This is a genomic window from Polyangium sorediatum (assembly GCF_029946465.1).
Classification (GTDB): Bacteria; Myxococcota_A; Polyangia; order Polyangiales; family Polyangiaceae; genus Polyangium; species Polyangium fumosum.
Map to the genome: position 1 here is coordinate 1 of NZ_JARZHI010000129.1, position 15585 is coordinate 15585.

General features: G+C 67.6%; 9 protein-coding genes and 1 pseudogene. 6 read left to right on the forward strand and 4 right to left on the reverse strand.

What is annotated here, in order from left to right:
• Positions 1-484 precede the first annotated feature (484 nt).
• Genes QHF89_RS48615 through QHF89_RS48625 form a run of 3 tightly spaced genes read right to left on the reverse strand, consistent with a single transcriptional unit; the run spans position 485 to position 5873 of the window.
• A complete protein-coding gene (locus tag QHF89_RS48615; protein ID WP_284721959.1) occupies positions 485-3163 on the reverse strand; it encodes a phage/plasmid primase, P4 family in 2679 nt (892 codons plus the stop codon).
• A gap of 24 nt (positions 3164-3187) precedes the next feature.
• The gene (locus tag QHF89_RS48620) at positions 3188-4027 is read right to left on the reverse strand and encodes a DNA-methyltransferase (RefSeq protein WP_136973258.1); all 840 of its coding nucleotides are present in this window, start codon (positions 4025-4027) and stop codon (positions 3188-3190) included.
• Positions 4028-4052: 25 nt separating this feature from the next.
• Complete coding sequence (locus tag QHF89_RS48625; protein WP_136973257.1) at positions 4053-5873, reverse strand: recombinase family protein; 1821 nt, start codon at positions 5871-5873, stop codon at positions 4053-4055.
• Positions 5874-6424: 551 nt separating this feature from the next.
• On the opposite strand from QHF89_RS48625, the gene QHF89_RS48630 reads away from it, so the two are divergent.
• From QHF89_RS48630 to QHF89_RS48650, 5 genes are all read left to right on the forward strand, one after another.
• Entirely contained in the window at positions 6425-7468 is a 1044-nt protein-coding gene (locus QHF89_RS48630; protein ID WP_136973255.1) for a hypothetical protein, read from the forward strand.
• A gap of 46 nt (positions 7469-7514) precedes the next feature.
• The gene (locus QHF89_RS48635; RefSeq protein ID WP_284721957.1) at positions 7515-8603 is read left to right on the forward strand and encodes a hypothetical protein; all 1089 of its coding nucleotides are present in this window, start codon (positions 7515-7517) and stop codon (positions 8601-8603) included.
• Between the two features lie 39 nt (positions 8604-8642).
• The gene (locus tag QHF89_RS48640) at positions 8643-9686 is read left to right on the forward strand and encodes a sigma-70 family RNA polymerase sigma factor (protein WP_136973253.1); all 1044 of its coding nucleotides are present in this window, start codon (positions 8643-8645) and stop codon (positions 9684-9686) included.
• 627 nt (positions 9687-10313) lie between these two features.
• A complete protein-coding gene (locus tag QHF89_RS48645; protein WP_136973252.1) occupies positions 10314-10682 on the forward strand; it encodes a hypothetical protein in 369 nt (122 codons plus the stop codon).
• Between the two features lie 29 nt (positions 10683-10711).
• Complete coding sequence (locus QHF89_RS48650; protein WP_136973251.1) at positions 10712-10996, forward strand: hypothetical protein; 285 nt, start codon at positions 10712-10714, stop codon at positions 10994-10996.
• A gap of 75 nt (positions 10997-11071) precedes the next feature.
• Here the strand turns inward: QHF89_RS48650 and QHF89_RS48655 are convergent, their stop codons facing one another.
• Positions 11072-12217 carry a hypothetical protein gene (locus QHF89_RS48655; RefSeq protein ID WP_136973250.1) on the reverse strand — a complete coding sequence of 382 codons (1146 nt, stop codon included), beginning with the start codon at positions 12215-12217 and terminating at the stop codon, positions 11072-11074.
• Between the two features lie 768 nt (positions 12218-12985).
• On the opposite strand from QHF89_RS48655, the pseudogene QHF89_RS48660 reads away from it, so the two are divergent.
• Positions 12986-15585: pseudogene (locus QHF89_RS48660) on the forward strand (hypothetical protein); the annotation flags it as partial.

The following is a 15585-nucleotide window of genomic DNA, read 5'->3' on the forward strand; positions in this document are numbered from 1 at the left end:
TGCGCGAGACCTCCGCACGAATGGCCGCCGCTTGTTGTTCCGTATGCATGTTGAGGCTCCTTCCGGTTGGGAGCCTGGGCACGGGGGCCACGGGACGTCAGGACGGGGGGCGGCGAGGACTTACGATCGCCGTGGGCACCGGATCCTGATCGTCCTCGGGCCCCTCGTCGCCGTCATCCTCGCCGAGCCTCACGCGCCACCTCCCGTCCAGCCGAGCCACGCATCGCCGCCACCTGGTCACCTGGTCACGTCTGGACACGCGTTTTGAAAACTCCCGATCCTGCGCGCGCGCACACCCCCGCGCGAGGATACAAAAAACGTGACCAGACGTGACCAGAACGGGCCCAAGTGCCCGAATCCTCGTAAAAAAATCCTGGACACATGCTCGTGTCCAGACCCTCGCGTGCTGCCCATGTCGTGACCAGCAACCACCCGAGGGCGCCTCTCCCCGTCCGAGCGCCCATTGCCGCGCGCCCCGCCGTCATTACGCATGGCCCACCTCGTCCATCGCATCGTCCGCCGCTTGCCGTAATCGGATCCCCTCCCAAGCCCGCACCGAAGCATTGTCCACCCACCGCTTCGCCTTGTCATTGCAGCCGAGTTCCCGCAGATGCCGCGTAAATGCCTTCGGTCCGAGCAGATGCCGCGCGCCGTTCTCCTTTCCCCAGCGCTCGTAGGCCTCGCGGAGAGCCGAGCGCGTGACCCACACATCAGGCCATACCGTCCGGTCCTTGGCGACCACGCACTCATCGTCCAGGAACTCCCGGAGCGGGTTGTTCTCCTGCCGGTATGTCTCGGTCGCAGCCTCGACCGACGCAGGCACCGCGAGCCCATCCTTTTGCCAGGCCAGACAGCCGCGCACCGCCCACGCGAGGATGGCCGCTCCCGATTTCCGCACGTCGGTGAGCGTGCGTTTTACGCGTCGATCGCGCCGTTCCTTCGGGATCACACTGTCAAACGGGATGCGCAGGATCCGCCGCCACATGGCCAGATCCTCGTCGCTCACGCGGGGCGCATGGTTTGCCGCAAGCCATAACTTGAACGTCGGCTTGAACTCGAACGACTCCTGATAGAGCATCCGAGCGGTCACCGTATCGCCGCCCGTGATGCTCTTGACGAGCGCCTCCGCGAGCCGTTTGCCGTCGTCCACCTCGATCGAGACCACGAACCGCGACCCCGCGAGCCTGGCGATGTCATTCCGAGGCGCGCCGACCAGCGGCCGGACCAGGAACGTCTCGAAATCGGACGTCGTGCCGTAGTCCCCCAGCGTCGCCTTGACGGCCTCGAGGAACGTCGACTTCCCCGAGGCCGCGGGCCCGTGCACGAAGAAGAGCTTTTCCTCGCTCGTGTCCGCCGACATCGAGTAGCCTACGGCGCGGCCAAGGAAGCCGGCGAGCTCCCGATCGCCGCCCGTGACATCGTGGAGGAAGGTCTCCCAGAGCTCCGACCGCGCCGCGGGATCGTACACGACCGGAGCAAGCCGCGTGATCAGATCCTCCCGCCGATGCGGGCGCAGCTTCCCCGTCCGCAGGTCCACCACGCCATTCAGGCAGCAGAGCGACCACGGATCCGCATCGAACGCTGACGCCGGCACGACCACCCCCGGCTCCGACGACGCGAGCGCGAGCATGTTCGAGAGGGCACGCGCCCCCTGCGAGCGCATCGCCCACGCGTAACGACGTTGTGCGCCGTCGAGCGCGGCCCGAGCCCGCTTGATCGCTGTTTCGTCCGAGGACTCGGCCACCGCATCGAGCGCCCTCCGCGCCGCCGCGAGGCGTTCCGCCGCGACGAGCGAAAGGAGCCGCGTGTAATCCTTCGCCGCCCGCTCGGCCGCTGGCGAATCACGCGACCAGCGCCGCCCATCGTAGTGATACCAGCCGCCGAGCTCTGCCACGAATCGCAGATCCGCGCCGTGGACCGCGACGAGGCCTTCCGCGTTCGCGAGTTCGGTACATTCACCCGTCCCCGCACGAAGAGCAGGCAGCGCGCGCGGTGCGCGATCCGTGCCATCTCGCCGAGGACTCGCGGCAGGCGGGGGGCTCGGAGCTCGGCCCACGTCCGACCGGGTAGGAGCCTGTTTGCCCTCGGCCATGATCGCCGCCCGCTCGATGTCATCGTCGTCCACGACCGATTCCGCCCCCCGACCCGCCTCGCGCGACCTCCCGTTTTGCAGCGAATCCGAAACGCTTCGCCCATGGCTCGACCGCGGCGGAACCGTCCGAGGAGCCGCGCACCCATCTTCGAGCGCCCGGCGCAAGGTTCGAAGGTGCTGCGCCTTGATCGCCTCCGGATCCCACCGACCGTTCAGCATGGCGCCGTAGAGCGCATCCTCGACCTCGCTCGCCGAGAGCAGCCCACGCGCGACGAGCCCACCGAGCGAGTAGGCCTCACGATTGAGGGTGTCATTCCGGTAGCCCTTCGGCGCCCGCTCGACCACCTCGATCGCCTGATTCAACGCCGCCCGCGCATACCGGGCGTGATCCTCGCCGAAGGAGGGGGCCTCAGGCGTCACGCTCGCCTCCGTGCGCGCCGGAGCCGCCGCGCGCGTGCTCGCCGATGCCATCCGTTCGAACAGCCACCTCGGCAACTCCGCCACCGGAACACGATCAATCCACGTGTAGACGCTCCCGGTGCGATGCACCGTCGGGCAGGTCGCGATTTGCCCGCCATCCCCGCGCACGTCGAGCCCCGTCGCGAGCTTCCCCGCGTTGTTCCGGATCGCGCTCATGTCGAAGTGGCGCGGCACGACGAACACGCGATGCTCGCCCCCGTCGACGCGCCCGGAGCGCGAGGCCAAGGTGCGCGGAAGCGGCCCGTGGATGGCCTCCAAAGCGCGCAAGCTCTCCCGCCCGGCAGGCCCGTCGATGTCCAGAGCGACGAGCCGCGCCTCGCCACCCATCGCCAGGCCGACCCCCGCATCGGGCCACTTCTTCCACCACGCGAGGACGTCCTCGCGCGTCGGCCGCAAATCCTGCCACGCGCGCATGCGCGGGTGCTTGCCCGCGCTCCCACCGCAGCGCACGCCGCGCGAGCATTCGCAGGCCCCTGTCCTCGGATCGACGGACCAAAGGGGAAGCGGCCTCCAGCCCATGCTCACGTAGAGGGATGCCGCGAGCGAAGGCGGATCGTCAGGATCCGGAAGATATTTCGGGTCGAGGTCCATGGTCTTCACCGAAAATCGACAAGGTTATTCGCCGTCGAAGAGCCCGAGTTGATGCGCCTTGCCCACGCGTCGCGCGTCCGTGCTCTGCGCCCGGATCGCCTCACGAGCTCGCGCCGCGATCCTCGAATCGATCTCACTCCCGAGAAACCGCATCCCGAGCCGCCGCGCGGCAACGCCCGTCGAGCCGCCCCCCGTGAAGAAGTCGACGACCAGGCCCCCGGGCGGAGCTACCACCGCGAGGCACCGTTCGATCACCTCGGGAGGCTTGGCCGTCTGGTGATTCCGCGCCTCATGATGGAGCCGCGAAACGTTCAGTACGTCCCCCGTGCTCGCGTCATGAAAGACGCCGGTCCCCTTCACGAAGTGGAGGACGACCTCATGTTGGCGCCGGAACCCCGTCCCGAGGGCAGGAGCTCGCTTGTCCCAGATCACCATCCCTTGCCAGCGAAGCCCGCTTGATTCGAGGGCGGGAGCGAGGAGCGGAACCATCCGCCAGTCGCAGAAGACGCCGAGGCTCCCGCCGTCAACCAGGATCCGGAACGCCTGCACCGCGACGCAGCGCAGGAGCCACACGATCCCGGCCGAGCCCATGTTGTCATTGATGAACCAGCCCATGGACTTCACGCTCTTGTGCGTGATCATCCCGCGCGCTTGGCGCTTGGCGGATTCCGTGTACCCGCCCGAGCAGTACGGGGGATCTGTCCACACGGCGTGAGCACACGCGTCCGGGAGCGCTTCGGCGAAATCGAGCGCGTCGGCCGTGGCGACGTGCCACCCGGCCGATCCGGCGATCACCTCATCCGGCGAGCTCTCGCGCCCGAGTGCGTGACCATTGGGATCCACCGCCATGGTTCGAGCGACCATGGCAGATCGGTATCAGCCGCAAACCCTAGAAATCAAGGCGGACGGAACCTTGGCTAGGACAGCATTTGTCCATATCTGATGGGTGATCGGAAAGGATATGACCGATGCCATCGACAGAAACGCGGATGGCTTCAACCATCCAGCCTGACGAGAATTCATGCCGCGATTTCGGAGAGCGACCCCACCAATTCGGGGATTGGCAATGTTTCGAATCCCGCTGGGGACGCTGATTTAAGACATCCAGCCGCGAACAGGGCCCACAGGTTCGCGGATCCCTCCACCCAGAACCGCTCCCCTTCGGGGTCTCGATCGGCGTGAGCTTGATCGGGCCCTCGAAGAGCATGCGGATCACCTCGCGGGCCTGCTCGGGCTTCCGAGTCAAGGTGCCCTTCAGCTCGTCGAGCCGCTTCCGGGCCTCTGCCTCCATCCGCCGGAGCTCGAGCTGGATCGCCTCGGGCGCTGCCTTGGCCCCGCGTAGCCGGGCCTCGAGCGCGGAGAGCTCCTCTTGACGGTCGGCGATGCCGCGGATCACGGCTTCCGGCTTCTGATCGACCGTGGCTAGCGCCGTGACCAGCCGATCGATCTCGGTCCGGAGCCGCGCGGCTTCCTTCTCCATCCGGGGGAGATCCGTCGTCGTCTTGGTCGTCCGCTCGGTGAGGCGCTCCCGCACGTTCTGAAGCACGTCCAAGAGGAGCTCTTCGGACAGAACGGTCTCCGAGATCCACCTGGCCACGGCGTCGTTGATGCCGTCGACAGGCCGACGCAGCGTGTTCGCGCAGACCGTCTTGCCCCGATCGCGGCTGTAGGCGCAGCCGTAGACCTTCACGGTCTCGTAGCTGCGCTTGCCGTTCGTCACGGTCATCGGGCCGCCGCACTGTCCGCAGCGGGCGAGGCCTGAAAGAAGATGGCGTGCGGGTCGCCCGGCGCCGCGTCGGCTCTCGCGGTGCTCTTGCGTCTGCGCCCTGGCCTGGACGGCGAACCAAGCCTCGTCGTCCACGATCCGAAGCTGCGGCGCCTCGGCGCGGATCCACTCGGAAGGATCCCGCGCGATCCGTACCTTGGTCCCGCCCTTGTAGGTCTTCTCTCGCGTGTTCCACACGAGGATCCCGCGGTAGCGCTCACGGCGCAGCATCGACCAGACGGCCGAGGTCGCCCACGAACCGGTCCCTCGTTTGCCTGCTCGCGGCGGCGGGATCCGGCGCGCGTTCAGGTCCTTGACGATCGAGCGTAGGCCCTCGCCGTCCGCGTACCGCTTGAAGAGCTCGCGGACGATTGCCGCCTGCTCCTCGTTGATCTTGTACTCGACGCGCACGCGCTGCTCGCCGTTGAGGACCTCGGCGTTGTCGTACCCGTACACGCGCCCTCCGACGACGAGCCCGCGCCGAGCCTTCGTCAAAAGGTGCTCGTGCGTGCGCTGGGACGTCTTCTCGCGTTCGAGCTCTGCCGCGAAGCTCCGCGCCGCGATCATGAACTTATCGACGGCGCCGTCGAGCGTCACTTCCTCGCCGGTGTAGTAGTAGAAGAGCCGAACGCCGCTCTCTAAAATGTCCTGAATCACGAGCCCGGACCGGAACGTGTCGCCCCCGAGCTGGCTCTCGTCGCGGACGACGACCGCATCGAACTCCCCGGCTTTCGCCGCATTCAAGAGCGCGATCAGGCCCGGCCGTTTCTTGAACTCCGCCCGGGAAACCGCGTCATCGACGAAGAGGTTGTCCGGCGCGTGGGTGCCCCCTTCGGCTTCGACGAAGCGCGCGCCCTCCTCGCGCTGGACGTCGAGCGACGCCATTTGATGTTCATCCGTCGAGCGACGGGCGTAAAGAGCGGTCCGCAGTTGATAGAGCCTCATGACGAACGCGGAGGGTACTTCAGGAGGTCTTCCAGGACAAGCTCCGCAAGCGCGACGGCAAACTCCGCGCGCCTTCGGTCCAAGGGCTTCGCGCGGGAGGGGGTTGTCGCGACATCCGTCTCGGGAGGTCCGGCATCCGGTGGTCCGGTCCCTCTCTCAGACACCTCCGGAGGGGGACCGCCGACACCTTGCGCCCGAGGTAGGGGACGGGCTTGGGGGTCGGGGGGCGATGGTCTTTGAGCTCGAGCTCCTCGGCGCATGGTGGCCCCTGGGCGCGTGACGTGCTGGCGCCTCGTCGGAGGAAGCTACCCGCCGAAGTGGCGGATTTACGAGGGAAAACCCAGCCCAAATCGAACAAATTCTGTCCTAACACGTAGGCTCCGGTCGGGGCTCGACGTGGATGCGGCGCGCAACCACCACCGTCGCCCCGGACGAACCTCTCGACCATCGAGGCCTTCGGAAATCCCCTTTCATGACCAGCGAACGGCGAGCCCGGGCAAACGGCGCTTGCATTCCGGCGAGAACCGAGCGTAGCTTCGTGTCGTCCCGACATGCTGCGCCGCCTCGCCAGCCTCGCCGCCGTGCTCTGCGCGTTCACCCTCGCGCCGCCCGCCCTCGCGGCGAAGCCGAAGATCGCCTTCCGCCTGGAATACGCTCCGCCGACGCCGGCCGAGGATTGCCCCGACGCCGAGGAACTCGCGTTCATGCTCGCCGGGGAGTTCGGATACATGGTTGTCAGGACCGACGTCTCCCCCGTGGTCAGGGTGGAGGTCCACAGCGTCCGCCGGTCCTTCGAGGCGGAGCTTTGGGGACCGGCGCTCGAGGACGGCGCGGAGGCGTGGCACGGGAAGACAGACACGCAGGGCACGTGCCGCGAGCTCGCGTACGACATCGCGTCTCTCGTCCGGGCGCGCCTCGGGCCGGGTGCGTGGGGGCGCGAGGCGCCTCCCGCCCATCTCGCCGCGCCGCCCGAGGTAGAGGTCCAGCGGCCCGAACTCCACCCCGTCGCGCTTCGCCTGCCCGAGTCCCTCGCCCTCCTGGTCCCCTGGACCTCAGCGTTCGTGGAGAGCTCGACTTCGAACGCCGAGGAAGCTCCCGTCCAGGTAGAGGCAGGGCTCGGAGCCGCCGTCTCCCCATACGGCTTGCCGAGTGTGGCAGTCGGCGGGAACGGGTTCCTCGGGGTTCGATGGCGCCGCTTCGCGGGATTCGCGGAGGTCCGCGGGCTCATCACCCCAGCATCGGGTATCGGCGAGCGACAGATCCCCGGCCGAGCCACTACGTGGACCGGATCGGCACTGCCCTGTTTTGCAACGAAGCACGTGGACGCGTGTGCCGTCGTCAGTCTCAGCCAGCTTCAGATCGATCTCGGTCCCGGGCGAGCGGTCACCGGATCGGATGGTTTTTCCGTGGGCTTTGGTGGTCGAATCAACGGCCATATCTCACTATCGGATCGGTTTTCATTGCTTGGGTATGCGGATATCAACATGCAACTACGCAGCATCGCCCTGGTTCTCGACGGAACGGTCCCCGATTGGCGATCCCCGCTACTCCGGATCACGCTGGGCGTTGCTCTGACGGCAAATTTCTCGGATTGATGGGGTGATGGCTGTGAGAATCGGTATTCATTGGTATCGAACAATTGTGAAAGGCTCCTTTGTGGTGGCTCTGGTCTCCTCCCTCGTCGCCTGTAGCGAAGGGCTGATCACATACATCGAACTCGACGCGGGGGACGGCGGAGGTTCCCCCGACGCGGGCGCAGATGCCGGCGACGAGGACGCCGACGTCCCAAGTACCGACGGGGTGGTCGACTGCGATTTCCAGTGTCTTGGCGACTGCGCGCCGTTTCGCCCCGGCGACTTCTCCCTCCCGGTGCTCGCCTACATCGGCCCCGACGACGGCACCGCGCCCGGCTGCCCCGATACCGCGCCCGTGGAGCAGTTCATTTGGCACGACGGCATCCAGATCCCACCGAAGCCGTGCGGCCCGTGTTCCTGTGGCCCGTCGACCGGGGCTTGCTCCCTGCCGTCGAGCATCACCGCGCACGCGGCCCCGTGCACGCCGCCCGAAGGGACGATCGCGACGCCAACAAACCCGCCTGAAGCTTGGGAAGGTTCGTGCACCGCAGAGGGGGCGATCCCCGAGGGCCTGGCTTGCGGCGGCTCTCTGCCCTGCGTCCAGTCGATCACGATCGGGCCGCTCGCCATCACCGACGAGTTATGTGTGCCCGTGGACGGTGCAGAAAGCCCGACGCAATCGCCGACGGTCCCCACCTGGGGCACCATCGCCCGAGTCTGCGAAGGCAGCGCGTTCGGCCAATGCTTGGCAGACGAGCACTGCGTCCCCGCGCCCGTGGGAGACTATCACCAGTGCGTCCAGCGCTTGGGAATACACGACTGCCCCGCCGAGGAATACACCGTTCGTCACGTCCTCTTCGAGGGCTTCCAGGACGAGCGCGTGTGCACGCCGTGCACGTGCGGCACGCCATCGGGGAGCTATTGCAAGGCCAACCTCTCCTTCTATCCGGATGGTAGTTGCAGCGAGGCCCCTCTCACAGCCTCCGCATCCTCCCTCAAGTCGACCTGCTTCGACGTGAACCCCAGCGGACAGGCCATCGCCGCGAAGTCCGCGACCGTCCCGACGTACCACGCAGGGATCTGCCAGGCCTCGGGCGGCGAGCTCAGCGGGGACGTCCAGCTCCTCGGGCCGCGTACCTTGTGTTGTCGTCCTTGAAGCCGGAGAGCGTTTCGCATTTGATCGAGGTTCAAGACCATGGATGCACGTGATCGGGATCGGTTGGCCATTCTTACGACGCACGAAGCCGCGATCGACGCGACGCTACGAAAGAAAAACATCCCCGCGAGCGACATCCCGGACCTGCGACAGGAGGTCTACCGCCGCGTGCTGACGTACCTCGCCGAGCGAGAGATCACGGATGCCGTGGTGGGCCTCTTGGTCCGGACGGCGGAGAGCGTCGCGAGCGATTATTGGAAGGCGCAAGGCATCGCGCTTCGTGGCGCCCCGAAGCTCGCGGAGGACGACGTCGCGCCGTCGAACCCTGAGAACGAGTATAATGAGCGGGAGATCCGGAAGCACCTGGACGAGATCCTCGAGCTCTGTGAGCCCCGCGGCCGCGCCGTCCTCCGGGCGCGCTTCGTTCAGAACATGACGCTCGCACAAATCGCCAAGACGTTCGGGATGTCGAAGAGCACTGCGCACGACCTCACCGAGCGCACGCTCGCCGCGCTTGCAGAGGCGTTCCGGAAGCGCGGGATCACGAGCCGCGCGGTCCTTCCCGTCATCGTCGAGAAGGCGCACCAGCAGGGAGGCACCACGGAGCAGGCCGGAGGAACCGACAAGGGCGAGGCCCCCGTCTCCTTTGCCGCCCCCGTGACGCCCTCGGTTCGCCCCCCGGACGACTTCCGCAAACCAGCCCTCTACACGCTCGGTGGCGCCGCGCTGGGTGGCATCATCGTGTACCTCTTGATGCAGTCTGTCGTACCCCTCGCGAGGCTCTCGCCCATTTTCGTCACCGTCGCGGCCACGGGGCAGCCGAGCGTCCAGGGGGGCATCCTTGGCATGGAGTGCCCGCTCGTCTGCCCGGAGGTCGTCGCCCCGTCTGGCCCCGCTTCGCCGCCTCCCCCGAGCGGACCAGGGCAGCCCAAGATCGACGCGAAGAACCGCTACCTCGCGCGCGCCATCATGGCCGCCGAGGAGCGGGGAGACTGCGAAACCGCGAACAAGCTCCGCCGCGAGCTCACGGGCGCCTTCGCCGCGACGTTCGAGCTCCGCGGCGCGTGCAAGCCCACACCGTAGTACACGCTCCCACCAATCGACAGTTTGTTCCGGAAAACCGGACCGATCCTCCGAAGTAAGGGGTGAGAAACGAGGACGTCGGCAAGCCCGACGAGCCGCCCCGCTTCGCTCGGACGGTAGTCCTGCGGCTCGCAAAGGCGCGCGCTGAATTTGCAACGCGCGCCTTTGGGGGCCGTCCGCTTGGCCTGCGCCAAACGTGCGTTCTCGTGGCGCTCGGTATTCTGGGCATCCGCGCGCTCCACGTTCGCCGCCGATTCGCACGTCGGGAAGCCGTACGTCCGAGCGGACGGCCCTCTTTTGCCTGGAGGTCATATGTCCGCGCAACCGGTTCAAACAATGGAAGAGGACGAGCCCGCCGTGGTCTCCGTGCAAAGCGCCGCGCCGCCGGCCTCGGGAGTTCGTCCCAGCGCGCACCCCGAGGAGAGGCGCGACACGCTGTACGATCCCCGGCCGCCGGTGCCCTGGCACCGTCGAGGGCTCGATCTCATTTTCGCCTTCGTAGCGCTCCTTGGCACCCCGCTACGACGAGCCCGCGAGCACCTCGCCGCGCGCCTCGCCCCGCCGCCCTTGGCGAGCTTCCTCCCGCCTCCGCCGCTGCATCGCAAAGGCGAGATCCCCCTGGAGCAGATGGGCGAGATTCTGCTCCACAACATCTTCCGTCTGTCTCCCGCGTACGTGGATGCTGCCGAGGAAGTGCTCCACGTGGTCAGGCAGATTCAACGCTTCCCGGATCACGAGCGGCTCGTCGTCTTTGTCCACTTCGCGATCACGCGCCTCTGCGCAATCCACCGCGAACCCGTTCCGATCGCGTGGGTTCGTGCGCGCCTGCCGGAGGTACGCCGATCCGACCTAAATCGTGCCCTTGAGCAACTCGAAGAGAAGAGAGCGATTGTGCTCCATCGTGGGAAAACAGACGATCCCCGCGTGATCTACCTCGGCATTTCGGATGCCATTCGCGGGAACCTCACGCACATCGAGTTGCGCTCTCCATTGTGACAGAGCGTCGAGAGATAGGTGATACGACCATGGCAAAGAAGCAAGCCCAGCCGCGCCGCAAAGGACCACCCTTGACGTCCCCTGAGGAGGAGCCGCAGGAGTTGATGACCGAGCTCGCGCTCGGCTCCGATGGCCTTGTCTACGTGAACGCGGAGCACCTGAGCGCCGAGCAGCGCGAGGGACGCCGCATGTTCCAGGGCTACGCCATGACGCCCGTGGAAGCGAAGCGCGCAGCAGAAGCGATGCACAGGATCGCGTTCAACATCACGGCGGAAGCCCGGACAGCAAACCCGAAAAGCAAGGGGACGCATTGACCACGTGGCCGGCGCGCGTCAGGTCGGCTGCGGCGTGGCAGCGGGGCATGGGGCGCCGACGCCCCGCCCTGCGGCTCACCCGATGGAGAGGTTCTTGTCGTCCGTGTACACGATCACGAAGTGCGTGTCCGTCGGCGCGCCGGTGGAGTCAAAACAGGCGACGTCGGCATTCGCGTTTGACTCGTCACCGCTCCAGCTCACGACCTTGCAGGACTCCGAGCCGCTGCCGTAGGCCGTCACCTGGACATTCGAGCCCGTCGACGACATCCCGGGCAAGTTCACGAGATAGCGGCCCGTGGACGTACGCCCGGCGGTGATGTCGGTCGCGACGTCGCCCCAGCCAAGGAGGAAGCCTTTCTGATAGGAAAGGTGGGGCGTGTACGCCGCCGCGGTCGCGTCATTCGTCCAGGCGTAGCTGTAGGAAGGTGCGCCATTGACGTGCGTCGCGTTCGCGAAGTTGAGGTCGAACATGCTATCCGACAGGGCGCCTGCGCTGTCGAAGCATCGCACGCTGACCACCATGTCGTCTCCGAGCTGCGTCCACGAAGCCACCTTGCAGTGGTCGCTGCCCGCGCCGTAGGCCGTGACCTCCACGGTCCCGCCTACCGCCGTCTGCCCCGGCAGGGTGACCGTGTAGCGGCCCGCGCCCAGGCGCGCGACCGTGTTGTTCGCGCCGGTCGAGTTGAACTGGAACCTCAGGTCCGGCGTGTACGCCGACGTCGTCGCCTCGTTGGCCCGAACGTATGCTTCGTGCGAAAATCCGGTGCCCGATTTGCGGACGTACGCGATGCTGAAGCGCGTGTCGACCGCTTCGCCGCCGGCGGTGAAGCAGTTGACGTCGACATTGACGTTGCCGCCGATGTGGATCCAGAAGCTTGGCTTGCAGCGCTCGGCGCCGCTCCCGTAGGCCGTGACCTGGACATGGCCGCCGGCGAACGGCTCGTTGCCAGGTACCCCGACGCCCTGAAGCTGCACGAGATAGCTGCCCGTACCCTGATGCGTGATGGTGTTGCTCCCTCCGGAGCTGTTCCGCGAGTAGGTCGGGCTCGCGGTGAACGAGCCCGTCGCCTGTTGCGTCCAGGCATACGCCCACGTGTAGGAGATGGCCGCCTGCTGGGCGGAGCCGATCTCACCATCTTCGATCTCGTCATAAGAATCGACGCAGCCCGCGCTCATGATGCAGACGGCAATCGATCCCAGCAGCACAGACTTGCGCTTCATGGCTCTTTTCTTTCGGCAATCGGGACGTTGATCACAGTCGTCGCCGTCGAGGCGCGACGGCGGAGGGCGAGTGCAACGCGCGTGCCGTCATTGCGAGGCTCCGGGAATCTCGCGAGGTGGACCTCGCTGAACGCATCGCTGTCACGTTGCCGAGACGCCGTCGCTGTCACGTCTCCATGACACTGTTACATCCGCGTATCAGCCCCCAGCCTCTGCCGGATCGCCGCGCAGTATGCCGGGTCTCGCTCGATCGCCACGAACCGCCGCCCCGTCTCCCGCGCCGCCGATCGAGCGCGACGCATCTCCGACAAGTTGGTATTCGTGTTCACCGTTGAAGCGGACATGCTGACCTCCCCACGAAAGCGCCTCTCGAAAACGTATCCTCGACTACAAGACACCCGCAGTCGAACGCATCGCGTGACACTTCGTCGCATGCCTCGAGCGCGCGATGTCATCGCGAGGCCTGGGAGGGAGGACCTGAACCGATACGCGCTTCGGTTCGGGTCGTGGGGGGGAGGACCTGAACCGATACGCGCTTCGGTTTGGGTCGTAGGGGGGAGGACCTGAACCGATACGCGCTTCGGTTCGGGTCGTGGGGGGGAGGACCTGAACCGATACGCGCTTCGGTTCGGGTCGTGGGGATGTCGCGAAAGAAGATGTCCCGCTCGCGTCGCTGTCCCGCACCATCGAGCACGGACCGAGCGAAAGGGAGGCCCGTGTGACAAGCCTGTTGTCGAGGACGTCCCGTGGACGATAGGCTTCCTTGTTATGTTACCGTTTTTCTCAACATTCGTCGGTCAGAGAGGCAGGCGAACCTCGCTGCGCCTCCTCTCTTCTCTTTCCACCCTCACCCTTGGCTCCGCGCTCCTCTCGTCGTGCGCCGACCGGCCCGGGCTGGCGGACGCGCCTGCCGCGGCGGACCGCGGGCCGGGGCTCTCGCTGCCCGGCGCCGAGCCCAGAACGCCCACAGACCCCCTCTACCTGACCGTAGGGCCCGAGATCGGCCTCGACGCGCCGGTCCTCGGAGACGTCGAGGGCGTGAAGCAATCCCCGGCGATCGCTTACGGCGGCGGGCAGTACCTCGTCGTATGGGAGGACGCGCGGGAGGCTGCCACGGGGGAGGCCACGATCAACGTCCCTCTCTACGCTGCGCGCGTGGCGCAGGACGGGACGCCGATCGATTCGCCGGCCTTCCGCATCGGCCGCGGGGGTAAGCCGGCCGTCGCCTCCGACGGCGTGGGGTTCCTCGTGACCTACATCGGCGCCCCCGGCGCCGCCTGCCACGAGTGCGGCGTCCGCATCGACACGAATGGCGCGATCCTCGACGCCACGCCCCTCACGATCGCCGCGACGGGCACGTACCGCGCGCCGGCCGTCGCCTGGAACGGCGCCGCCTACCAGGCCGTGTGGGCCTGCGGCGGCACCACCTCCATCTGCTCCGCGCAGATCACGCCGGCCGGCGTCGTCGGTCCCATGGTCTCGGTGCCCCTGCCGGTCGCCCCTTACGACCCTCCCCGCCCCCACCGCCAACTGCGCGTGGCCTCCGACGGCACGGGCTCCCTGGTGCTCGGCTGGAGCCCAACCTTTGCCCTCAGCGCCATCCGCCTCGACGCGCAGGGCGCGCCCGTCGGAGCGGCGTTCCCCGTCGGCCCGACACCTTCCTATGAGTCCGACGACCTCGCCCTCACTTTCGATGGGACGAACTACGTGGCGGCCTGGTCGCACGAGGACTTGGAGCAGGTCTCCGCCGCCCGCATCACGAGCGCCGGGGCCGTGCTCGATCCCGGCGGGATCGTCCTCGATACGCCGTCGCTGGGGGAGCCGGCCACCCATCTCGCCCTCGCCTCCGACGGCGGCGTCACCATGGTGTTCTGGCGGGTGTGGACGGAGGAGGAGGACTTCACGCCGCTGCGCGCCGCGCGGATCAGCTCGGGTGGTGTCCCCCTCGACGCCGCTCCGCTCGACGTTGGGAAAGGGCGGTCTCTCGCGGCGGCGGCCAGCGGAGGCGAGGCGCTGCTGATCTTCGCGGACGGGCTGTTCGACTACGACCTCCGTCACACGAACCTGCGCGCGAGGCGCGTCGCGACGGACGGCACGCTGCCGGCGCCGCCGAGCCGCGTCGCCACCGGGATGAACGGGCAACAAGGACCCGCGCTCGCCTTTGACGGGACAAATTACTTCGCCGTCTGGACCGACACGCGCCAGGGCGGGATGGGCAGCGTGTATGGCGCGCGGGTCGCTCCGGACGGCCAGGTCCTCGATGCCAATGGCATCCAGGTCTTGCCGGGCATTCCGAGCGTGCTTGGTGATCCAGGCTTGTACCGGTATGCGTACCGCGTCGGCTTCGACGGGACGAATTTCATCGTGTTATCAGAGACGAGCGATTTCCACCCTCAAGGATGCGGCGGCTGGTCCAGCGTCACCCGGGTGAGCCCGGGGGGAGCGGTGCTCGGCGACGTCGCCCTGCCCGGGGTCGCTTGCACGACGTATACGATGGCGAACAGCCCAGCCGGCTCGCTGTTCGTCGCGTTCGACGAATACATCTCCTTCACCACGGTCGCGGCGTTCATGAATGACCAGGGCGTGGTGAGCGGACCGTTCACCATCGATCTCCCGGACGTCTACTCCGCTCCCGTGGCGTTCTCGTTCGACGGCACGAATCACCTCGCGACGTACGGGATGGGCAACGGCCTGGGCGGGGCGCGGATGAGCCCCTCGGGCGTGCTGGTGGACACGGCGCTCTTCCCGATCGCGTCGTCCAGCGCGCCCCTTGTCGAGGGCCCGGTGGCGGCCGTCTTCGACGGGCAGAACCACGTGGTGGTGTGGGTTTCGAAGGACGGCGGCGCCAACGTCCTGCGCGCCGCGCGCGTCAGCCCCGCCGGGACTGTGCTCGATCCGGATGGGTTCGTGATCGCGCCGATCGTGAATGGGTGCGGCGACGCCCAGCCGAAGGCTTTCCCCTCGGCTGCATTCGACGGGCAGCGCATCGTGGTGACCTGGCGCGAGCGCGAGGCCACGGCAGGGGGGTGCGCGACGGCGCTGCGCGGCGTGGAGCTGAGCCCCGGAGGCATGGTCGAGCCGGTGTTCACGGTGGCACCTCCGGGGTTGGACACCCGCGCGACGGCGCTGGCCTCGGACGGCGCGGGCAAGACGCTGGCGCTCTACAGCCGGTTCATGCTGGGCGCGCCGTTCGACCACTACCGAGTTCGTGGCCGCATCCTCGGTGAAATGGGTGGCAGCGGCGGCGCGGGCGGCGCTGGGGGTAGCGGCGGCGAGGGCGGCGGCGGCCCAGGCGGTGCGGGCGGCGCTGGCGGCGTTGGCGGCAGCGGCGGCGAAGGGGGTAGCGGCGGCGCGGGCGGCGGCGGCGG

Excerpts from the sequence above, each read along its gene's own strand:
- QHF89_RS48615 (WP_284721959.1), bottom strand. The coding sequence starts at position 3,163 with ATGGACCTCGACCCGAAATATCTTCCGGATCCTGACGATCCGCCTTCG.
- QHF89_RS48620 (WP_136973258.1), bottom strand. The coding sequence starts at position 4,027 with ATGGTCGCTCGAACCATGGCGGTGGATCCCAATGGTCACGCACTCGGG.
- QHF89_RS48625 (WP_136973257.1), bottom strand. The coding sequence starts at position 5,873 with ATGAGGCTCTATCAACTGCGGACCGCTCTTTACGCCCGTCGCTCGACG.
- QHF89_RS48630 (WP_136973255.1), top strand. The coding sequence starts at position 6,425 with ATGCTGCGCCGCCTCGCCAGCCTCGCCGCCGTGCTCTGCGCGTTCACC.
- QHF89_RS48640 (WP_136973253.1), top strand. The coding sequence starts at position 8,643 with ATGGATGCACGTGATCGGGATCGGTTGGCCATTCTTACGACGCACGAA.
- QHF89_RS48645 (WP_136973252.1), top strand. The coding sequence starts at position 10,314 with ATGGGCGAGATTCTGCTCCACAACATCTTCCGTCTGTCTCCCGCGTAC.
- QHF89_RS48650 (WP_136973251.1), top strand. The coding sequence starts at position 10,712 with ATGGCAAAGAAGCAAGCCCAGCCGCGCCGCAAAGGACCACCCTTGACG.
- QHF89_RS48655 (WP_136973250.1), bottom strand. The coding sequence starts at position 12,217 with ATGAAGCGCAAGTCTGTGCTGCTGGGATCGATTGCCGTCTGCATCATG.